This is a genomic window from Streptomyces filamentosus, assembly GCF_014654895.1.
Taxonomy (GTDB): Bacteria; Actinomycetota; Actinomycetes; order Streptomycetales; family Streptomycetaceae; genus Streptomyces; species Streptomyces filamentosus.
Genome location: NZ_BNBE01000002.1, coordinates 182,114 through 203,528, shown reverse-complemented (window position 1 = coordinate 203,528; position 21,415 = coordinate 182,114). Strand labels below are relative to the sequence as shown.

Below are 21,415 nucleotides of genomic sequence, written 5' to 3'. Positions count from 1 at the left end.
GCACTATCGGGGCGTCCCGACGGGCCTGGTTTCCGGGTGCCTAGTGTGGTGGTCGGTCAGAATGAGCCTTGCCGACAGTGGTGCGGATGCCGACAGCGTCCTCGCTGGACCCTGCGATGCGCTTGCCGATTTCGGCATGCTGCAGAGCAGCTTTTGTGACGGACGAATCCTTGTGACACCGTGCGCGCTGTGGCAGGTCGTCGTCGGCGTTCATCGGCTCGCCGCTCGATTCCTCAACTGTGCTGGTGTCCCTGTGTCGCCGCTCCTTCTGAGCATCGCAACGATAGGCGTACGGGCAGTGCAGCGGTCTGGACCGGCAGAGAAATGGCGAGAAGGTGCCGTCCATGGAGTTCCTTGTTCCTGTTTGAGTCCCACGCCAAGCAGTATCTTTTCAGCCATGCCACCGATCGACACGGCAGGTAAAGATCTCAGATGCATAAGGTGGGGGCCAGGTTGCAATCTTTCCTCTCGTTGGGCCTGGCTGGATTCTTGCCCTGTCTGTGAGCCACAAGAACGGTGTCCGAAAAATGAGACGAAGCGGCTGGAATCCATCGGGCCATATAGGGAATCCAGCCCTCCGCCTCGAGGGTCCGCTTTAGAGTACTAATACCGCATATGCGGTCCCACTGCATGGGTTTTTACATTCCTCTTTCCGATATGTCTTTCCGGCCGGAGAGGGGTGGTGGATTATTGATGAAACGAGCCGATTAACTGTCGTTTTTGGTCAATCTAGGGGAGGTGACTATCCGAAGATGAGGCGAATCGCCTTGGCTTGAACGGTCCGCTCCCGTCCTCCGTATAAGGAACCGGAGACCTGACGCTATGAGATTTACGCGACGTTCCCAGTTGCGAGCCTTCACTCCACTGACAGCCGCGGCTCTTCTCGCGTGCCCAGCCGCACCCGCCGCATCAGCGGCCGAGGCGCGGACAGAGGCTTCCAGTAGCGACACATGCACCCTGGGGGTGCGTGCGGCTGCTCACCCGGGCCGCGATCGCGTCGTGCTCGACCTCGGCGAGAGGACTCTGCCGGAGGTCTCGTCCTGGACGAGCACGACGGGTTCCTACCACACGCCTGCCGACACGACGCAGTACATGACGGTCCGCGCCACCTCCTACCTGTTCCTCAAGCTCTTCCTCGCCCACTTCTACGACTCCGCCGGCAACCCCACGTACAAGTCGCCAGACGTTCAGCCGTTCGGCCTTCCCGCAGTCAAGGGGGTTCAGGTCGTGGACGGATTCGAAGGGCGTGCCGAGTTCGCGCTCTCGCTCGGCCCATCGACGCGCTACTCCGCATTCACGCTCACGCAACCGAACCGCGTGGTCATCGGCGTGTACCGGTAGACCGCACGGCCGCAAGGCCCGGCATCGCCCACGTTCACCCGACAACCTTCCGAACAGGAGTTCTTCCATCATGCGCACCTCGCCTCGTACCTGGGCCCGTATCGCTGCACCTCTCGCCGCCGCCGTGGCAGCCTCGGTGCTCGCCCTTCCCTCGGCATCCGCCGCGCCGCCGTCCGAGAGCGGTACCGCGAACGTGACCCCCACGTGCTCCCACACCTGCGTTCTAGGAACACGCGCCGCGACACACACTGGCTACGACCGGCTGGTTTTCGACCTGACGTCGAGCACGCAGGTCACGACGGAGACGAACACGACGGGTGCGTTCTATCCGTGGAGCGGCCAGCGGGAACTCCTGCAGGTCCGCGGCACCTCGTACCTCTTCATCACGATGGAGAACGCCGACATCTATGACAATGCGAGGAATCTGATCTTCACGAGTCCCAGAGTGCAGAGCTTCGGCCTTCCTTCCCTCAAGGGAGTCCAGGAACTGGGAGCGTTCGACAACCGCTTCGAAAAGCGTGTCCAGTTCGGCATCACACTCGGACCGTCGACGAGCTACCAGATCTTCCAGCTGACCCAGCCGAACCGCCTGGTCATCGACATCTACCGATAGGCCACGGGCAGCCGCCCTCCTCTCCTCGGCCTTGTCACCCCTCTCTCGTTTCGCACAAGGAGTCCATTTGTCATGAGCAGATCGCTTCGTAGATGGGCCCGCGCCACCATGCCCCTCGCCGCCACGGCGGTCGCCTCGGTGCTCGCCCTGCCGACGGCCACCGCCGCCACCCCTGCCGAGACCGCCACCACAGCCGTGACGTGCTACGACAACCCCTGCATCACAGGCATCCGTGCCGCAACGCACACCAACTACGACCGGCTCGTCTTCGACCTCACCGCCGGCACCCTGGTCACGGACACATACACGAACCTCTCAGGCGAATTCATTCCGATGGATGGAGACATTCACTACCTGAAAGTCAAGGGAACTTCTTACCTGTTCCTCAAGATGGACCCAGCACACCTCGCCTCCGAATTGGAGTTAAGCAAGGCGTTCAACCTGCCCACGATCAAGGGAGTCCAACTGACCAGCTTCCACGCGGCCAAGGCCCAGTTCGGCCTCTCGCTCGGCCCCTCGACCCGGTACAACGTCTTCCGTCTCACGCAGCCGGACCGCATCGTCGTCGATGTCTACCGGTAGCCACGGTGCGCACCAGAAGAAACCAGAAAAGACAGCCGATAACAGGCTCACGAGTAAATCCAGGAAGAAGGGGAAACGCGCAGTGAGGCGACGACGGGCATCCACGTCTGTGGTGATCACCACGACGCTGGCGCTGTTGGCGACGTTACCGACACAGGCCATGGCGGAGGTTCTGCAACGGCCGGACGACGTCAAGCAGCAGCAATCGGCTGAGCCCTGGACGCAAAAAGCAACGGAGGGCACGTCCCCGGGCGCGATTCCGGAGGGACGTCGTGCATCGGTCCTGGGGAACGGATACGCCGTGTCCGAGGACGTCGCGTGGACCACCTCTGGCGACGCGGAAGGGTTCCACATTCTGGTGGCGGACGCTGCTGCCGGGTACGAGTGGAAGACCGCGGCCACGCTTTCGGAGCCGGGCTTCGACGCCGACAGTTGGATCGGGAACGCCTGCGTCACGGAGTCGGGAAAACGGGCGGCGGTGGCGTACGCGCCACGGACCTTCACCAACAAGCCCGAACTGATGGTGAGGGGAGCGTTCACCGCGATCGTGAACTTGGAGACAGGGCGGGTCGTCAAGCTTCCTCACCAGGCATCCCTGGCGTACTTCTCGCCGGGCTGCGGCGAGGGCGAGGACGCAATCTTCAGCCAGCTGTCCCACGAGAAGGACGAACAGACCGGCACCCGCCTCATCACAGTCGATGCCACCGCCGGCAAAGCCGGAAAGCCGCTCTTGTTACACGGGAACGTGACCTCCGCGATACCGACACAGGAGGGCATCGTCGCAGCCGAGGGTGCGAGGCTGGTCCGAGTCGAAAAGAGCGGGAAGCGGAAGACGATTGCACGGACGAGCGGTGTTCCGTTCCAGCTCCGGACCGACAAGGACGGCGGAGTCACGTTCATCGAGCGGCTCCCCGCTCCGGCCTCAGAGAAGACGGAAGACGGCGACAGCCAGGCCCGCCGGGTGACCGCCGGGCAGATCAGGAACGGCGAAGCCACGCCGTCCACGCTTGTGCGCGGCGCTTTGACGGAGTGGGACCTCGCCTCCTCGGCTGACGGCACCGTGCACGTCACCGGCAGGGCGAAGACGCTGGGGACGCTACCGAGGACCGTCCGCAACCGTGGTGGCCTGGCGAAGGACGACCGGATCTCCACCCGGGGCGAAACCGCCGTGGCGACCGCCTGGGCTGCGGGGAAGGACTCTCCCCTGATCACTCCGGACGAGGACGGTGCCCGGCCGGTCCGGACCGAGCTCCGCCTGCTCGCCACCGGGAGGACCGAGGTCCTGGAAGCCTTGCCAGGAGGCAGCCCACTAGGTACCACCAAGGATCGGTCCGCGGGAGGAGCTTTGTCGCCCGTGCTGTCCGGTGGCGGAGGGACGTCGAAGGCTTCGGCGGCGATGTCCGCGACGGCCGACCCGTCGCCCACGGATCCGGTCGAGGCGGAGCGTACATGCGCTGTGCCGCGCAACGACGTGCGCAAGCAGGCGTTCCAGCCGACTCCCCGGCAGGTCGAATGGGCCGTGAACCAGACGGTCGCCGGAACTTTGAACAAGCACGTCTCCCGGTCGGCCAACTGGAAGAACACAGGCATGGCGGCCTACCAGCCGCAGACGCTGTTCCCGCCGACCCTGCTGTACGGAGACGGCAATGGCATCCCGGACCGGGTCAACGACTGGCACATCCCCTCGCAGGTGCTGCTCGGCATCACCGCACAGGAATCCAACATGTGGCAGGCCACACGCTTCGCCGTACCGGGCGTCACCGCCAACTCCCTGATCGGAAACTACTACGGCGTCGAGTACACGGCCGGTGGCGGCCAGCCGGACCCCTGGGCCATCAACTGGGCCAAGGCCGACTGTGGTTACGGGATCACCCAGGTAACCGACGGCATGCGGCTGGCCGACCAGGGCATCAAGCTCAGCAGGACACAGCAGGAGGCAGTCGCACTGGACTACACGGCGAACATCGCCGCTGGCGCCACCATCCTCGCCGAGAAGTGGAACCAGACCAACAAGGCAGGCCTGACCGTCAACAACGGTCACCCGAAGCACATCGAGAACTGGTTCTTCGCCCTCTGGGCCTACAACTCGGGGTTCTACGAGAAGGGCAGCGACTCCGCAGGGGGCGACCACTGGGGAGTCGGCTTCACCAACAACCCGGCCAACCCGCTCTGGAAATATAACCGCACGCCCTTCCTGGAAAACGCAAGCGGAGCCGACGACTACTCCCACGCGGCACACCCGCAGGACTGGCCATACCAGGAGAAGGTGATCGGCTGGGCCGCCCGCCCCATCGCCGCCTTGTTCGCCCCTGGTGACATGCAGGCCGGCTACCGGGCCGCGTGGTGGAACAGCAACGGAGACCGCACGCGGGCCAAGCCGCGGCTCGACCTGTTCTGCACTATGGAGAACAACAACTGCTACGCGGGGCGCATCGGCGAGAACGACTCCAACGACCCCGGTCAGGGCGCCTGCACCCTGGACCAGGAGGCGACGACCAACCCGCACTGGCTGCACTGCTGGTGGAACACCTCGGTGCAGTGGAAGGACTGCAACCTCCTCTCAGAGTGCGGGAACGCGGTCCACCGCTTCAACGACACCTATCCGGAACAGCCGGACGCGAACTCCTACCCGCCCCAGTGCGGGACGGGCGGCCTGCCTGCCGGGACGAAGATCATCGAGAACACCCCAGCCGACGTGACACCCGCCGGAAGCACAAGCAGAACCTGCGGCCCCTCCGCATCCGCCGGGACCTTCGCGTTCAGCTTCGCCGGCTGGAACGGCACCTACGCGGGCAAGATGGACCTGCACCAGATCGGAGCCGGAAGTAACAACCACTTCTGGTTCTCCCACACCAGGGACCAGGACACCCTCGACGGTGCCCGGACGTTCATTACCGGCAAGTGGACGCTCGACGAGTCCGCCATCGGCTGGAGCCGTGTTCTGGTGCACATGCCCGACCACGGCGCGCACACCCGGCAGGCCGCCTACGTCGTAGGCGGTACGGACTCCACCTCACCGGTCCGCGTCGTGCCGCAGCGCACTCGCGAGAACCGCTGGGTGAGCCTGGGAGTCTTCCGCTTCACCGGCACACCGACGGTCTCCCTGTCTACCCACGCCGAGGACGGCGGCACCGGCGAGGACATCGCCTGGGACGCCGTGGCGTTCCAGAAACTGCCGGGCAAGCCGGCCCACCAGATCGTGGCCATGGGTGACTCCTTCTCCTCGGGCGAGGGCGCCTCCGAAGGCAACGCCGACTACTACAAGGAGACCAACTACCGGGACAGCCAGAACGAGCCGACCCGCAACGCCTGCCACCGCTCGAAGAAGACGTGGTCACGCCAGGCCAAGACATCCGCCGGAGCGTACGAGTCCATCGGCGAGCTGGCGGATCGCTGGGACGCGAGCATGGACTACCACCTGATCGCCTGCTCCGGCGCGCGCACGTACAACATCCTGCGAGACCCGGAAAACGGCGAACTCGCCCAGATCCACAAGGGATATCTGGATCAAAACACCACCATGGTGACGATCTCCATCGGCGGCAACGACTCGCGGTTTTCGTACGTCATCCAAAAGTGCCTTATCTCCTACGGCTCCGGAAGCTGTAAGGACAAACTGTTCGACGACCACGACCCGCGTATCGACCGGGACGTCGACGGAGACGGGTATATCGAGACGAACAGAGACGGCCGCTTTACAGGCCTCCCGTTGGAGACTGCTCTGCCCGATTTGATCACCCAAGTGGTGAAAGTAGACATCCTCGCCGCTGTCGAGGAGATCCACCGCAAAGCTCCCAACGCCAAGATCCTCCTCATGGGCTACCCGAAGCTGGTCTCCGGCAATGCGAGCTGTCTGCGACTCGCTGGCCTGGGCCTGTCGGAGGAGTCCAACAACTGGCTCAACACCGTGGCCGCGCATCTCACCGGCGAGATGAGGAGCGTGGGAGAAATGGCCCGGAGCAAGGGCATCAACGCGAGGTTCTCCGACCCCACCTGGGCCTTCGAGAACAAGGGCGTGTGTGGAAACCCCGAGAGCATCCACGGCATGGTCAAAACCTTGACCGACAGCGACAACACCCTGACCGACTGGCCGTTGCTGAAGGCGTACGGCCTCTCCGCCCAGTCCTTCCACCCGAAGATCAGCGGCGCCCGGCTCTACGCGAACGCCATGGAAGCGACCATCGACGGATGGTAGGAGAGGGACGCATCGTCTGAGACGAAAGCGAAGAGCCGGCCGGGGAACGTACGTGACGCCCCGAGCCGGCTCTTCGGCTTCCCGTCCCGCTACGAGCGGTACAGCCTGTGGTACCCCGACGTGAGGGTCCACGCGTACAGGGTCCCTGGACGCTTCCGTATCACGGCGAGGGTGAGGTCGGCGGGATCGGACACACAGGTGGCGAGGACCGCCTTGTGGTCGGGGCATGGTTCTGGCACCTTCGCCCCCGCTTCATCACCGGGCGCGTCCCAGCGCAGGTCCTCCCCTCCGGTACGAGAGCCGATCGACGGAGGATAGGTGTACGGCTTCTCATAGGTCTTGTTCTCGTAGTACCGCAACGCGTTGTCGATCGAGTCCCCAGACCACCTGGTGGGGGCGCTCATGGAGCGGAGGTCCTGGAGGATCTGGGCTACAGGACGGTCGACGACGAAGTACAGATGCAGCCGCATCATGCAGGACAGGACGGGCTGCTCCGGCGCATTCTGATCAAGATAGTTTTTGCCCCCGCCCCGGGCACAGGTGTCCACGACGGTGGTCCGCAGCGGCGGACCCCAAGGAGAGGAGGCTCTGATCTCATCGGCCCGTGCCCGCAGATCGCGTTCGGCCGACTCTCTCTTTTCCCGGACCTCATCCGAAGTGGCGATCTTCCTGAGTTCACTCTGACTGGGGCCCCTGGAACAGGCACTGAGCCCCATGAGGAGGAACGCGAACAGAAGGGAAGCAGCCTGGCCGGTCCGCTGGCGTAAAGGTGAGGGCATGACCCGAGTCTCCTACACGTTCGGCCGACTCGTACGGAGGCATTGAGACGGAAGCCTGGGAACTGGCAGATCCCTGGTGGTCGGCTGTGCCGAGTGGACTCGACACAGCCGACGACCGGGGACCCGCTGACTGGTCAAGGGAATGGACGGTAAGCGGTCAAGAGCTCTCGGCGATCCCCCCGCCACTCACCGACAGTTCGTATGTCCCTACAGATTCGGGCGTCGGGCCGGACCTCCGCAGAAACGCGTGCGTACCTGCGGATACGTAGAGGGAACTGACGACCTGTCGGCGTTCCTTGGTGTAGAGGGCGTCGACCTGCTGCTTCGCCGTCTTGAGCCACGCGGTCGCACCCTTGGCGTCCCACCCTGGGATTCCCGTGTCTACACAGTCTTCAAGGAACGTTCCGGCCTTCGCCTGGTCGGCCTTCACCATGCAACTGAACAGGATGATGTCGCCCTGCTGCGTCGGAACGCCGGCGATGGCCATCCGCCGCTCGCCGTCACGGGGTACGCCCCCGGAGAAATGCCACACCTTGCGACCTCGCGGTGCGTCGATCAGGCGTGGCTCGCCGAGAGGGATGTCCCACCGCGCGGCGAGACCGGCCAGGAAGTCATCCGCCCGGTAGCCGGGAGCGATGACCTTGCTCTCCCCTAGCTCGGGCGCCTGGTCGGCTGGCACGGCTCGGTCTGGCCAGTCCGCGGCCGACGGTGGTTTCGTGACCGCCGTGGCAGGGGCGGTCGTCGAGGCTGTGGAAGGCCGTGGAGCGGATCGGGCCGGGGCGGGAGCCGCGGGTGTGCCGACGGACCGGGAGTCAGAATCGGGCTTGGCCGTCTGTTCTTGCTGTGTGCAGCCGACCAGGGTGGCGGCAGCCGCGAGAGCGGCTGCCGCCACGATCTGGCGGCGCATCGAGTGCGCGCTTTCCATCACTGTCCCATGTTGCAGTTGCCCTTGTCGGGCGTGGTGACGGGGACGAAGGCCACGGCGTCGAAGGCGACGTTGGCGTCCCCGGTGCCGCCGTCAGGATGGACGTTGTCCATCTCGACGCCGCCGCCCTTCCAGAAGCGCCACGAGCCCAGCTTGAACCAGGAGTTCTTGCCCTGAGTCCGGTTCGCCTGGCTGATGGTGCAGGTGTCCGGGCCAAGTCCCTCCACGTTGGGGCCGGGCTTGGTGGTGTACCGGACGGTGGCCTCGGCGCCGTGGTTGGGCAGGTGAATCCATACGGTGAATCGCTTGCCGCCGGGCTTATCCCCGGACGGAAGGTAGCCCGGGTTGAGCTGCCAGCGCCCTGTGACCTTGTGGAAGTAGTCGCTCGACGGATAGTTGTGTGTGAAGAACACGTGGCCGTTGTAGCCCGCGCCGAGCTGGTGAACGTCGATTTGCGCGATGTACGGGGTGGCACGGAACGTACCGTCGTCGCGGTTCACGATGAGGTTGTCCCCGAACTGAAGCGAGAACTTGCCTTGATCCTTATTCGGGAAGGCCCCGCAACCATAGACGTCCTCGCGCCCGTTGAGGTCGTCGATGACGATGGTGCCCGGAGTGCCGTCGGGCGTCGTCATGCACGGCCCCGAGGGGTATTTGGCGACGAGTGCCGACTCGGGAGAGCCGACCGGGAACCTCAACTGTTCACGGGACGCGTTGGTTTCGTTCTGGCCGGTGATCCAGGCGACGCTGCCGGCCCAGCGGCAGGTCTCGTTCATGGCCGGGCAGGGGTTGGCCACTCCAGGCGTACAGTTGTTCACCGAGGGGGAGCAGAACAGGCCGTAGTTCGTCGGCAGGTTCAGCAGGGCCGTGGCGCCAGGGAAGTCGGGAACCATGTATGAGGGTTCCCAGTTCCACGTCTTGTGCGGGGTCTCCGCCCAGCCGAGGACTTTCTCCTGGTAGGGCCATTTGGCGGGGTGCGCGGCGTCGTCGAATGTCGCCCGCAGGAAGCCCTGCCGGTCAGGTGGGTACTGCGCGTTGGCCGGGTTGTTGAAGAAGCCCAGCCCCCGGGGCTCGGCCGGATTGGTGTAGACGCCGCTGTTGTAGCCCCACAGGGCCAGGTACCAGTTTTCGATCCACTGTGGGCTGCCGTCGTTGGCCTCCATGCCGAGCGCCTTGAGCTGGTTCCACTTACCAGCGAGGATTTGCATCCCGGCCGCGATGTTCGTTGCGTAGTCGGTGGCGATGGCCCCGGCCTCGGTGGAGTCGAACATGTCCGCGCCGTCGAAATCCCGCATGCCGGAGGTGACCTGGGCGATGCCGTAACCGCAGTCGGAGTTCAACCTGCTCGGGTATCTGTGGATGCTCGCCCCGTTGCCGAACCAGTCGGCCTGGAGCACGTTGCCGGCGGTTCCGTTCACCGAGTGCCAGGACGCCTGCTTGAAGTTCGACTCCTGAGCCAGGATGCCGAGGACGACCTGTGCCGGGATGTCACCGCCGCCGGTCAGATTCGGCTTCGGGAACAGTCCCTGCGGGGAGAAGGCTGGCAGGCCGGTGTCGTGCCAGTTGGCCGGGCGCTGGAGGGTGAGCGCACCGTGTACGGCTTGGTCGACAGCCCACTCCACCTGGTTCGCGCTGGGCTGCTGTGCCTGCCGCTTGGGGTTGTTCCGCTTCACCAGGCAGGGAATCTCGAAGTTGAAGATCTGAGATTCGTCGTACGTTCTCGTACCCCCGGAGATGCACTTCGCTTCCGGGTCGAGGAGGTCGCCGCAACTGAGCGGTTCCACGTCGTCCCGTGGCACCGGGCCCGCTCCAAGTGTCCTCGCCTCGCTCATGGCCGCACCGGAGACCGGATAGGCTGCTGGTCCCATGGCTAGGGCGCCTGCTGGAGACGCGGCCTGTGCGTCTGGCTTTTTGATGACGGAGTGGGTGTCAGCGTCGAACGCGACTGCCGCCCTGGCGCCGGTACTGATGGCCGTCGCCTGGATGCGGATCAGGCCGGCGGCGAGGCCATCCTGCGTGGCGGTCGCTTCCGGGGTGCCGAGGGGAGCCGTGACGCCCTTCAGTTCGTCCGAGATGACGGAGGTCGCGACTAGGACTTGTCCGGGCGATCTCGGCCATAGGCTGAGTGCGGCACGATCAAGCCGAACAGGGCATGGGGTAGGGGGTAACGGGTTGGGCCGGCAGGAGAGGTATCGCAAGGTATTCAGACCGCTGTTGCGAGCCGGGCTCGAGGTGATACCCGATGCGGTTCCGGGCTCGGCGATACCGCATGTCCTGGGGTACGAACGAGAGCGGGTTTTCGGGTTCTGCCTGGTCGAGTACGAGGACCCGCGATTCGTGGAGCGGCTCAACAAGGCCTGGTACGACCTCGCCACCTCCTCTGGCCTGATCGACGAGAATCGCGAGTTCCTCCTCATGCTGCCCAGGGGAACCTGGACCGCCGTAGAAGACCGTCGGCGGCGCACGATGCACGTCTGGCACCGGGTCCGCCTGCTGGAACGGTGGGACATCATGGGGGCCGGCGCGGCGACGTTCCTCGGCATCCGCGCTGGCCACCCCGGCTTCGCCATGCTGGCCCTGGACAACAGCGTCTGGCTCCTGGCCGACACGTACGAAACGGGTGCGGCCGTGTACGCGGTGCGCGATCCCGCCAACTCTCCAGGGGTCCTGCGCGAGCTGGAGTGGGAGTTGGAGTGGCTCGCTAAGAAGGACGAAGACCTGGAGTTCCGACGTGAAGTCAGCGTTTGGCTGGAGAGCAGGCAACAGCGCTAGACGACAGGTTCGGACATGGTCGGGGAAGAGGCCAACAGTTGCGGTCCGAGTGAGCTCGGGGCAACCGACGCCGAGGTTCTGGACAGGAACGAACGCCCGGCGCCGTGTGGGCGACAGAGGCAGGCCGAGAGCGGTCTCGACCTGCGCCCCGGATCATCAGGTCCGAAGCCAGATGACCACGGCTGCCGCTGTTACGGTGCCAAGGAAGACGTAGCCGCGCTTGTCGTAGCGAGTAGCTATAGCTCGGTACTGCTTCAAGCGGTTGATCGCCCGTTCGACGGTGTTGCGCTTCTTGTACCGCTCCTCGTCGAAGCCCGGTGGCCGTCCGCCGCGTGAACCCTTGCGCTGGCGGGCGGCCTGGCTGTCGGTCTTCTCTGGGATGGTGTGCCGGATACCGCGGCGCCGCAGGTAATCGCGGCAGGGTCCGTTGCTGTAGGCCTTGTCCGCGGCGAGACTGTCCGGCTTCTTGCGGGGCCTGCCCGTCCCAAGCCGGGGGACGCGGATTTTCTCCAGCACCGGCTTGAACTGGGTGCAGTCCGCTCGCTGGCCTGGTGTGACCACCAGGGACAGCGGACGGCAGCGGCCATCCGCACTCAAGTGGAGTTTGGTCGTGAACCCGCCGCGCGAACGGCCCAGGCCCTCACCTCCAGCACCACCTCCGCCAGGCGGGCAACGAGACTCTGCCACGGCGTCTCGTTCTGGTGTTCTGCCGGCACGTCCCCTTTTGAGGAGGGAGGCGGTGGCGGATCGGTGCGCGCGCCGGCGGCATGCTGGTGCGCTCGCACGATGGTGGAGTCGACCGAGATGTCCCAGTCGATCTCACCTGCTGCATCGGCCTCGGCCTGGACCTGCTGGAGCAGGCGTTCCCAGGTTCCGTCGGCCGACCACTGCCGGTGTCGTTCATAGACCGTCTTCCACGGTCCGAACCGTTCGGGCAGGTCACGCCACTGCACGCCGGTCCGCACTCGGTGAAGAATCCCGTCGATCACCTGCCGATGATCCCGCCACCGCCCGCAACGTCGATTGCTGACCGGCAGGAAGGGCCGCAGCCGTTCCCACTCGGCATCACTCAGATCACCCCGCCCCATGTTCACATCAACGATACGAGAACGGACCAGTCACATGATCGCCCGGACAAGTCCTAGTAGTGCTTCGTTAGGTTCTTCGTCTGGTTCTGTTGCGGGGCAGGGGTTGGCCGCAGGTGGTGCAGGTGCCGGTCCAGCACTGCAGCAGGTCCTGGAGGGTGTCGAGGACCTGGTAGAGGGTCAGGCCGGCGTGTGGGCTTTTGGGGCGAGCCGCCGCAGGGTGAGGAAGGCCTGGGCGGCGGTGACGAGGGTGACGTGGTGGTGCCAGCCGCGCCAGGAGCGGCCCTCGAAGTGGTCCAGCCCGAGGCCGTGCTTGAGCTCGCGGTAGTCGTGCTCGATCCGCCAGCGCATCTTCGCCCAGCGGACCAGGTCGGCGACCGGGGTGGTGGCGGGCAAGTTCGAGATCCAATAGCCCGTCGGCGCGTCCTGACCGTCAGGCCACTCGACCAGGAGGGTCCGGGCGGGCAGGACACCGTCCCACCGGGTGCGGCCGCCGCCCGCCTGTTGGGCCGCGGCCAGGGACTGCTTGCCCGCCGGCCGGACGGTCAGGACGGCGAACCGCGAGGTCATCGGGCCTTTGCTGCCCTGCCGCCAGGTGACCTCGGTGAACTGTCCCGCACCGGTTTCCTCCGCGAGAACACTGACGGCTCGGGGCGGGGTGCGGTAGCGGGGCAGGGTCGGCGGTCCGAGCCCGCCGTAGGCGGGCCGGTGCGGCTCGGCCTCTTCGGCATGAGCGACTTCCTTGCCGGTCAGCGCGAGGACATAGGACAGCCCGCGTTCCTCCAGACCGGTCCGGAACGGGGTGCTGACGCCGTAGCCCGCGTCGGCGACCACCACCGGCACCTCCACCTCCCAACCGGCGAGCGTGTCGAGCATGCCGAGCGCCAGGCGCCACTTCTCCTGGTGGGCCATGGCTTCGTCCGGCACCCCGGCCCTGTGGCAGCGGTCCGGCTCCTCCGTCCACTCCCGCGGCAGATACAGCTGCCAGTCCAGCGGGCAGGACGCGGTGTCGGTGGCGGCGTGGACACTGACCGCGACCTGGCAGTTCGCCCGTTTCCCTAGCGCTCCGCAGTACTGCCGGGCCACCCCGACCGAAGCGGTGCCGCACTTGGGGAACGACACATCGTCGATCACCCACACCTCCGGGCGGATCGCCCGGCTCAGCCGTTCGGCGATCCGGCGCCGCACCGGCAGCGGATCCCACGGCGACTGGTTCACGAACTGCTGCAGGGCCTGCATGTTCCCGTCCGGCAGCCGCTCGGCCATCGGCTGGACCGACTTGCGCCGCCCGTCCAGCATCAGGCCCCGCAGATAACACCCGCCCCACCGCCGCTGATCCCGCCGCGGCAACGAGGCGAACACATCGGCAACGAACTCCGATATCTCACCCCGGAGCCGTTCCACCTCCCCCAACCTCATGACCAGAAGATGCCCACCACCAGCCAAGATCACCCAACGTAACGAAGCACTACTAGCCGCCCTTCGCGGGAGACGGCCGCGATCGTGCCGGTGAAGGGCTGGGCCTTGAGGCCGGGCGCGCGCGAGATGTCCACGCCGGCGACGTCTCCCACCGCCAGGGAGCCCCCCTTGCGGGGGAGGAGCTTTAGCTTCCCGATCTTGCCGGAACCCAGCGGGGAGAGCCTTCCCCGATGCCAGCGGCTGATGACGCTCTTCTGGTCGCTCACGAGCCCGAGGTCGAGGTTGCCGCCGCCCGAGGAGGTCAGGGCGAAGACAGGACCGTTCAGCTCGGCCTGCTTCTGTGCCCGGGTGGCCTTGCCGCGGCCGGTCAACTTCACCAGGTCGCCGTTGAGGATGCCGTAATCCCCCTGCGGGGTGGGCAGCATGTGGGTGAGCTGGCCGGTGATGGTGCGGTCTGCGACGGCCTTGCCCGTCGTCGCGTCTGCCTCGATGACGGTCGTATCTCCGGCGTCGGTGTCCGTGGCCGAACTGGTGGAGAACAGCACTCGATCGTCTTCGCCACAGCCCGGCGAATAGTAGGAGAGCTGCACGCCCTGGGCGACTTCGGTGACTTTGCCGTCACTCAGCCGTACGACGGCGGCGAACGCGCCGCGGTAGACGGCCCCCGGCTTGTTCGTCCACAGGGAGGGCATGTACACGGCGGCCGCATACCGGCCCGAGCCGGTGGTGCAGACGTACCCCGTCCACGGGCCCGCGTCGATGTCCTTGCGCCGTAGAGAGGTGACTTCCCGGAAGGCGTAGCCCTCCCGCTCCGACGCCGTCACGATGTGGAAGCCGTCCGAGTCGCCGGTACCGCTGACGATCAGGTCGTCGGATTTCTCGTAGTCCTTGCCGAGGTCTCTCTCCGGCGTCCCGAAGAGGACATTCGTGGTGGCGTCCGCAGCCTCGGCGGGTGTGGTCGAGCCTGTGAACGGGACCAGGGCCATGGAGGACGCCAATAAGCCGGTCGCTGCGACCTGTGCGGCGAGCCGCTGTCGTGGCTTCCATATGCGCTTCAACATGCTTCCTCTCACTGCCAAGCCGTACAGTCGCCGGTCGTCCGGGGCATGCTGCCGCCGGCTCCTTCGTAGTGCAGGGGCGCTGGATCCCAGCGAGCTCCCACGTTGTTCCAGCAGGCTTTGTTGGTGCCCTGCCAGTCACCCATCAGGGTGTGGGCCTGCGGGAGGTCGCGTGTCAGATACTTGGTCGTCCCGTGCGCCCACTGGGCGCCGCCGCCGGTCGGCGTGGACCACAGTTCCACGTACAGCGACTCGTTCCCGGTGTAGGCGGGGTTAAGAGTGGCCCGCGCCCAGACCGCGTTGCAGCTGTACGAATAGACCAGTTGCACCTCGAGGTCGTTGCCCTTGTTGAGCTGCGCGATCGGCTCAGCGTCCCAGTCGCACCCGGCGACGTACGGATCCACTCCCTGGCAACTCTCCGCTTGGCATCCCGCTTCGGTTCCGCCTGCCGACGCCTCCGGCGCCGCGAGCGTCTGGGAGAGACAGAGAAGCGCCAGCGCGCCCCCTACCCGTCCCCATCTTCTTCTGTGCATAACACTCTCCTTGAGTGATACGACGGAAAGGGACTACCGGTAGATGTCGACGACGACTCGATTGGGCTGGGTCAGCGTGAAGACGTTGTAACGCGAGACGGGGCCGTCAAGTGTGATCCCGAAGTCGGTCGCTGGGGAGAACCCGAGAATGGAACCGGTAGTAAACAGGAGTTGGGTCGCCTTGGCCGTCGGCAGGTTGAACGACTCCACGTGAGGGTTCGTCTGAGAGAAGTCCCCGGCTTCGGTTTTCTTAAAGCTCAGGAAGAGATACGAGGAACCGCGGGTGAGTATCTCCTTCGGTTCTCCTCCAGGGGTCATGTACCAGGGAGATGCGCCGTAGGTGGCCTCGACGGCGGGCAGAGGGCCGGCCCCCAGGTCGAACACCACACGGTCGTAGCCGCTATGGGCTGCAGCGCGGACCCCGTCGACACAGATGTCTTCACAGACCTCCGCGGCATTCTGAGATACCGCAGCCGCGGTCGTGGGAACGGCGCCGAGCGTCGCGAGGACGGCTACGGCAGCCGGAATGACTAAGCGTGCGAGAGCACTTCGCGTAGCGTGCATGATGTCTTGTCCTTCCGAGATGGAAAGTCACAGAGTATGTCAGGTCCCTGACATGCGAGCCAAACAAGGCGGCTAGTACGTCACGTCTCACCACCCCCATGACGTTATTTGGCCACTTCACAGAGCCCGGCTTTCTTGCTCCAATCACGCCAGAAGCCGCATCCCCACTCCTCTTGAAGCTTGTGAGCCGAGCAGAGATCTTGGCTGGGTGATCTTCCGGTCACCCGCGCGCAAAGGCATTCCGCCTGGTAGCTGGGGGTTCGGCCTCCTTCCGGGAGTGCCTGTTGTCGTTGCTCAGAACCCCTAATGAAATGATCTTCGAGGTGGTGGGATCACCCTGGGAGCGTTGACCGGGGGGTGTGGGGTGGCTCGGCGGAAGCCGTGGGAATTTGATGACGAGTTGTGGGCGGTGATCGAGCCTCTGTTGTCCAGGGTTGAGCGTCGGGGCCGGCATCCGGGGCGCAAGCGGCATCCGGACCGGCTGGTGTTCCACGGCATCCTGTTCGCCCTGCATACCGGGATGGCCTGGGAACTTCCGCAGGAGCTCGGCTTCGGTTCGGGCATGACGTGCTGGCGGCGCCTGGCTGATTGGACCGAGGCCGGCGTATGGCTCCGGCTGCACGAGTTCCTCCTCGCCAGGCTCCGCAGCGCGAACGCCCTGGACTTCTCCCTGGCGGCGGTCGGCGGCTCCCGCATCCGGGCGTTAAAGGGGGAGCCAAGACGGGACGAAGCCCTGTCGGCCGGGGCAGGGTGTGCAGCAAGCATCACCTGATCACAGATGCCGCCGGCATCCCGCTCGCCGTCACCCTGACCGGCGGCAACCGCAACGACGTCACCCAGCTGAATCCCACTGCTCCAGGCTGCGCCGCCCATGCGGGGCAAGTGCGGCAGGTCCCGGCGCCGACCGGACGCGGTGCTCGGTGATCGCGGCTACGTTCACGACAAGTACCGATGGCTCGTATGGGGCTTCGGTGTGAAACCGCTGATCGCCCGCCGGGGCACCGAACACGGCTCCGGGCTCGGTACTCAACGCTGGTTCGTGGAGCGCGCGCTCGCCCACCTGCACTGGTTCCGTCGCCTGCGGATCCGCTGGGAGATCTGCGACAACATCCACGAAGCCTTTCTCACGCTCGGATGCGCACTCATCTCCTGGCGACGCCTGTCACAGCAGGTCCGAGCCCTCACGCAGTAGCCATTCTCTGACCGAAGGGGCACAGTCAAGCAGCTGGCTGACCTGCATGCCTTCTTCGCGCGAGGTCACTCTCGGCAGCGGGGCGAAGTCGTCGGGAAGCACGTCCAACAGGCTCACCACGCGGTCTCCCGCACGCAGACTGATCAAGAGCTCACACCGCAGCTGGCGCGGAACGTCCGGGCGGTGGGACAGGCTGTTCCACAGGGCCGGCCACAGGTAGTGGGTTCCGTCGGGCGCCGCATTCGCTTGCACCCACGCCGGGTCCAACCGCTGGTTCAGGTTGAGGGCACACGCACGCTCCTCCAGCCCGAACAACGAGGCCGAATCGATGACCTTCACCTCGCGAGGCAACGGCTGATCGAAGTCCATCGCCCCATGCTGCCCAACAACACCCCACGCCGGCCAGCCGACCCCCAGAAAGTCATTCCGTTAGAAGTTTTTAGGCACCCATGCCGTCGCGAGGGTTGCCCTGAGCAGCAGCCCGTAGCCACCTCGCTCGACTCCTGGAACAGGCGGTGTGTGGGTGCAGTCGGCGAACCGGTGCCCGGTGGGCCGTGGCGACCCGTTCTTGGTCGGTGCCGGGAAAAGTGCGTGCAGGGAGCATTCTCCCAACGCGTACTACGAGCAGTCCCAAGCGCATCCCCCCTGGGGCCCGTTTCAGAAATCTGGAACGGGCCCCGGGACGTCGTGGGGATCGAAAGTGTGAGCAGCGGCCCGTGCCGCCCTCACCGCCCAGTGGGGGGGTTCGCAGCATCACCACGATCGTCCGGGCCGTCCTCGTCCCTCGTCACGCCTCAGCATGAGGAAGGAAAGGTTCCGCCTCGTGGTCTCCTTGAGTAGTAGTAGGGCGGCGGCCGGTGCGGAGGGGCCTGAGGGGGAGATGGCCAGGGAGGTACCGGCGTGGCGTACGGCCTTGAGGCGGAGGCGTTGGACGCCGATGAGGGCGCGGATGAAGGGGCGGTGTGCGGGGGCTACGAGGGTCGGGAGGGGGATGGCGGCTGTGAGATCGGCGGCGGCGCGGCCGGCTTGTTCTTCGACGAGTCGGCCGAGTGCAGGGCCCGGCCGGGTGAGGTCGGCTCCGTGGCGGGTCACCGCGTCAGCGGGGACGCCGTGGCGGCCGGCGCGTACGTCTTCGGCCAGGTCCTCAAGGAAGTCGATGCGTTGCATGGCGCGGATGAGCAGGTGGCAGCCTTCGGTGAACGCCGTCCGGGTGGTCGCATCCTCAGGCGAGAGGAGGCAGGCCGTGAGCATCAGCGCGGGAAGCGAGTAATCCCGTACGTACTGCTGTAGTTCTGTGTCGTTGGCGATAGTTCGCCAGGCGACCTCCCGCTGGCAGCCCTGCAGGAACTCGTTCACGTGGGTGCGCAGATCGGGGTGGTACTCGGCGGTGTGTGCCAAGCAGCGAAGGACGGGCAGGGGGGAGTCACCTTCGGCGAGGGCTTTGCGTACAAGGCTGTCCCACTCGGCGAGCGCGGCAGCCCGATCGTCCGGCGTGCCCCGGTCGATCCGGTCGTCGGTGTCGTGCATGAACGCGACGGCGGCCACGACGTGCGGCAGGATCGCGGCAGGGAGAAGGAGCCGCGCTGCCGCGTATTCGGCCGTCGCGAACCTCTGGACCACCCGTCGTTGTTCGGTGTAGTCCCGTCGCAGCCGCGGTTGTCGCACCCCGGCCCGGTTAAGGGCCCGCTTCCACATGCCGGTCAGTCTCCTGTCGTCGTCGGCTTTGAGCCTACGGCCTCTGGCGCGGAGGTGCCCCAGCCGTCGGGGAACTGCGGTTTCGCCCCCGGGCTCAAGCGGGGTAGGCAGGGCGGAGGATCGCAGACGCCCGCCTTTCGCCCTCTGCCACCCGGCGGCAGGTAGAACTGAGCCTCTTCAGCGGCCACTCCAGAGGGTGAACGCCTCCTCCTGGTTGACCTGGCCGCTGAGCGGCGGCAGCACCCAGCTCCGACGGATGTGGCCGTCACCCGATCGTGGCCGTTCTGAAGAAGCTCACTGCTAGTCAGGAGCACTGCTCCCCCACGTGCGCGAGGATGATCCCCAGTTCGTCCAGCACATGATCGAGACGTCAGCTGCTCCCCCTTGCTATCGGGGGTCCGCATGATGGGTCTGTACAACGGGCTGATCACGCAGCCGCAGGCCACGCCACCCAGCCTCGTGAATCTGCGGCTGAATGCCACGCTCCACGTTCCGCAGGTGTTGTCTGGAAGGTCTATGAGCAGTCCAGAGTCGGCTCGGTGGTGTCGATGGTGGGCCAGTCTGCGGCTAGTCAGCCTGCGAAGGTCAGTAGGTCACCATAAGGCACGCTCCCGTGCCTCACAGACGGCCTCCCACTCGGCGTAGGTCTGGCAGTTCTCTGCGCCGCGTGCGCGCCAGGCTCTACTGGCCTGTGTGATCGACGCGAGGATTCGGTCACGGATGACGAAGGCCGGTATATCCGGTTCCGGTTCGACGGGCAGGGGCGTGTTGAGGCGCAGGTGGTTCAGGGCCCCCAGAAAGGCTTGGTTGGGAGGTACACCCATATGGGGTTTCTCCGAGGTCTGCGTGACAAGGAGCGACGGCGCCTGATCGGTGAGTCTGCGCCCGCGAGCCAGGACCAGGCCGACGGCGGAGCGAGGCCGTCGGGGGACGTACCAGCTGGCTAGTTCGACGGCGATCTCAGCAGCGGAGCGGCCGGTGCGGATCCACGGCCTCAGGGCGAAAGCCAGCCGACGGAGACCCTCCCCCTGGGTCCAGGGCACTCGGGCGCGGACGAAGGCGGCTACCGATACGGCTTGAGCGGCCTGGATCGGATCGGAACGAAGGCTTTCGGGTTTCCTCCTCGGGCGTCGGGGGTGCGAGCGAGCCCTCGACAGAGCGCTGGTGTTGTTTTTCTTCCCCCCTCCTTTAGCTCTACCTCGTGGGTGGTTGGTCTTACAGGAAGGGGTGTCACAGCGCCCGTTGCGACTCGCACGCGTGCGGGCTTCGGCGATCGCCAGGTCACGGCCGCGGTCGGTGAAGCCGATGTGTCGCGCCTGGTAGCCATGACCGCTGACACGGTGGCCGACGGCCTCGTCCCATGCCGGGGGGACGACGGCGGCATAGATGGTGGCGGTGCCCGCCCACTCACCGGTGCCGGCAGGGCGCGTGTTGGTGCGGCTTCCGTGAACGCGCCAGGCCAGTAGACCGAGCTGGCGCAGTATGGCGACATGCCGCTCCAGGGTCCGGCGGCTGATGCCGAGACGTCGGAACATGGCGTCACGGCAATAGGCAACGTGTCCGTCGGCGTTCAAGCGAGTTGCGAGATCTCTAGCCACCCTCAGAGTCGTCTCACTGGCCTTCGGGTGCAGGCGGGAGGCGACTGCCCAGACCGCGGCGCGCAGAAAGTCGCCTCTGCGGGTACGGCGGGAATCGGTCGTATCCACTTCCTGGTCAGCGGGGTCAAGCACCAGGGTGAAGCGTCTGTTCCACCCGTCCTGGTGATGAGTATGTGTGCGCGCTGGAATGGCCGTTACTTGGACCGGCGCGCGGGCATGCTGCATCATGAGCAGAGCACGCCCTCCTCTCGGGCATGCGATGGCCTTGTTTCGACGAGGCCAGGTTCTTCGGGAACCAAGAAAAACGCCCCTGGTAGGGACGTGACGCCCGGTGTGAAGACCGGGTTCTTCACCTGGCGAGCTGGACACTCGACAGGTGGTGGCAGGGATACGGCGGGCGAACCTAGGTGCTGGACACACCGAGGGCGCTCGCCGTTGCGGGCTTCAAGGGGGTAGCCCGTCGTTAGGTCATGCGGTCATCGAACTCCGGTTGTGAACGTCGGACTTGGCGATCGGTGGCCCATAGCGGTGTGATCACAAACCGAGACATCGGAGGTCTCGGCCTGTGATCGCAGTTGCTGCGGAGGAGAACAAGCCCCTCCCCCACAGCATGTTCACTATTGTCGACACCCTACTGGAGCCGCACGGCTGTTTACGCGTCGTCGTTCGGCCATCTCGACCGGATTGGCGACGGCAGGAGTGCCGGCAGTGGCGTCAGAGTGGCAATCCTGGGGCGGGGGCCAGGTCAGCTTGGCCGATTGCTGACAGATCGCAGCGGCATGTCCGTTCTTGGCCGTATGTCTGCTCGCTGGTCATGAGCTCCGCGAAGACGACACTGCGCCCGGCGGCAACCTCGAAAACTTGTACAGCTCCAGCTGATACGAAAGCCCAACTGTGAGTAAGTTATGGCGGGCGCACGCACCGAGCGCCGTACCAGTGTGCGATGCCTTACCAGAACACTTGAACGACTCCCACTGGAGGTGGCCATCTCATGAGAACCGCGAAGAGGGTTCTCGGCGGTCTTTCCGGTGCGGCCCTGCCGGCCGTCGTCACCGTCGGCACAT

16 protein-coding genes and 1 pseudogene are annotated in these 21,415 nt (G+C 65.7%); 6 read left to right on the top strand and 11 right to left on the bottom strand.

Going from position 1 to position 21,415, the window contains the following annotated elements; genetic code table 11:
* Positions 1-40 precede the first annotated feature (40 nt).
* Positions 41-346: a hypothetical protein gene (locus IE326_RS19915; protein WP_190042451.1), complete on the bottom strand. Its 306-nt coding sequence runs from the start codon at positions 344-346 to the stop codon at positions 41-43.
* A 476-nt stretch (positions 347-822) separates the two neighbouring features.
* On the opposite strand from IE326_RS19915, the gene IE326_RS19910 reads away from it, so the two are divergent.
* The 4 genes from IE326_RS19910 to IE326_RS19895 all read left to right on the top strand — a co-directional run bounded on the left by IE326_RS19910 (position 823) and on the right by IE326_RS19895 (position 6,731).
* On the top strand, positions 823-1,341 hold the full coding sequence (locus tag IE326_RS19910; RefSeq protein WP_434093740.1) for an AMIN-like domain-containing (lipo)protein: 519 nt from the start codon (positions 823-825) through the stop codon (positions 1,339-1,341).
* A gap of 70 nt (positions 1,342-1,411) precedes the next feature.
* The gene (locus IE326_RS19905) at positions 1,412-1,954 is read left to right on the top strand and encodes an AMIN-like domain-containing (lipo)protein (protein WP_190042449.1); all 543 of its coding nucleotides are present in this window, start codon (positions 1,412-1,414) and stop codon (positions 1,952-1,954) included.
* Between the two features lie 72 nt (positions 1,955-2,026).
* Positions 2,027-2,536: an AMIN-like domain-containing (lipo)protein gene (locus tag IE326_RS19900; RefSeq protein WP_190042448.1), complete on the top strand. Its 510-nt coding sequence runs from the start codon at positions 2,027-2,029 to the stop codon at positions 2,534-2,536.
* Positions 2,537-2,648: 112 nt separating this feature from the next.
* Positions 2,649-6,731, top strand: a complete 4,083-nt coding sequence (locus IE326_RS19895; RefSeq protein WP_229915517.1) for a golvesin C-terminal-like domain-containing protein — start codon at positions 2,649-2,651, stop codon at positions 6,729-6,731.
* Between the two features lie 89 nt (positions 6,732-6,820).
* On the opposite strand, the gene IE326_RS19890 is transcribed toward IE326_RS19895, so the two are convergent.
* The 3 genes from IE326_RS19890 to IE326_RS19880 form a co-directional block, all read right to left on the bottom strand.
* Positions 6,821-7,204, bottom strand: a complete 384-nt coding sequence (locus tag IE326_RS19890; RefSeq protein WP_190042447.1) for a hypothetical protein — start codon at positions 7,202-7,204, stop codon at positions 6,821-6,823.
* 463 nt (positions 7,205-7,667) lie between these two features.
* Complete coding sequence (locus tag IE326_RS19885; protein ID WP_190042446.1) at positions 7,668-8,189, bottom strand: hypothetical protein; 522 nt, start codon at positions 8,187-8,189, stop codon at positions 7,668-7,670.
* A 245-nt stretch (positions 8,190-8,434) separates the two neighbouring features.
* Positions 8,435-10,267 carry a hypothetical protein gene (locus IE326_RS19880; RefSeq protein ID WP_190042445.1) on the bottom strand — a complete coding sequence of 611 codons (1,833 nt, stop codon included), beginning with the start codon at positions 10,265-10,267 and terminating at the stop codon, positions 8,435-8,437.
* Between the two features lie 505 nt (positions 10,268-10,772).
* On the opposite strand from IE326_RS19880, the gene IE326_RS19875 reads away from it, so the two are divergent.
* Complete coding sequence (locus IE326_RS19875; RefSeq protein WP_229915516.1) at positions 10,773-11,207, top strand: hypothetical protein; 435 nt, start codon at positions 10,773-10,775, stop codon at positions 11,205-11,207.
* Positions 11,208-11,363: 156 nt separating this feature from the next.
* Here the strand turns inward: IE326_RS19875 and IE326_RS19870 are convergent.
* The 5 genes from IE326_RS19870 to IE326_RS19850 all read right to left on the bottom strand — a co-directional run bounded on the left by IE326_RS19870 (position 11,364) and on the right by IE326_RS19850 (position 15,866).
* A protein-coding gene (locus IE326_RS19870; protein WP_190043423.1) for an IS5 family transposase occupies positions 11,364-12,295 on the bottom strand; the annotation gives its coding sequence in 2 pieces (ribosomal slippage) (positions 11,364-11,959 and positions 11,959-12,295; 933 coding nt in all).
* A 177-nt stretch (positions 12,296-12,472) separates the two neighbouring features.
* Positions 12,473-13,711, bottom strand: coding sequence for an IS701 family transposase (locus IE326_RS19865; RefSeq protein WP_190042315.1), 1,239 nt, complete (start codon positions 13,709-13,711; stop codon positions 12,473-12,475).
* Between the two features lie 29 nt (positions 13,712-13,740).
* Positions 13,741-14,772 (bottom strand): hypothetical protein, encoded by a 1,032-nt coding sequence (locus tag IE326_RS19860; RefSeq protein ID WP_190042443.1) that lies wholly within the window; start codon positions 14,770-14,772, stop codon positions 13,741-13,743.
* 8 nt (positions 14,773-14,780) lie between these two features.
* Positions 14,781-15,173 carry a DUF2690 domain-containing protein gene (locus tag IE326_RS19855; protein ID WP_190042442.1) on the bottom strand — a complete coding sequence of 131 codons (393 nt, stop codon included), beginning with the start codon at positions 15,171-15,173 and terminating at the stop codon, positions 14,781-14,783.
* A 162-nt stretch (positions 15,174-15,335) separates the two neighbouring features.
* Complete coding sequence (locus tag IE326_RS19850; protein ID WP_190042441.1) at positions 15,336-15,866, bottom strand: AMIN-like domain-containing (lipo)protein; 531 nt, start codon at positions 15,864-15,866, stop codon at positions 15,336-15,338.
* Between the two features lie 364 nt (positions 15,867-16,230).
* Here IE326_RS19850 and IE326_RS19845 point away from each other — a divergent pair.
* Positions 16,231-17,058, top strand: a pseudogene (locus IE326_RS19845) (IS5 family transposase).
* Here the strand turns inward: IE326_RS19845 and IE326_RS19840 are convergent.
* Both IE326_RS19840 and IE326_RS19835 read right to left on the bottom strand, forming a co-directional pair.
* Positions 17,029-17,427: a hypothetical protein gene (locus IE326_RS19840; protein ID WP_190042440.1), complete on the bottom strand. Its 399-nt coding sequence runs from the start codon at positions 17,425-17,427 to the stop codon at positions 17,029-17,031. The pseudogene IE326_RS19845 and the gene IE326_RS19840 sit on opposite strands and share 30 nt — an antisense overlap.
* A 384-nt stretch (positions 17,428-17,811) precedes the next feature.
* Positions 17,812-18,753: a squalene/phytoene synthase family protein gene (locus tag IE326_RS19835; protein ID WP_190042439.1), complete on the bottom strand. Its 942-nt coding sequence runs from the start codon at positions 18,751-18,753 to the stop codon at positions 17,812-17,814.
* Between the last annotated feature and the right edge of the window lie 2,662 nt (positions 18,754-21,415).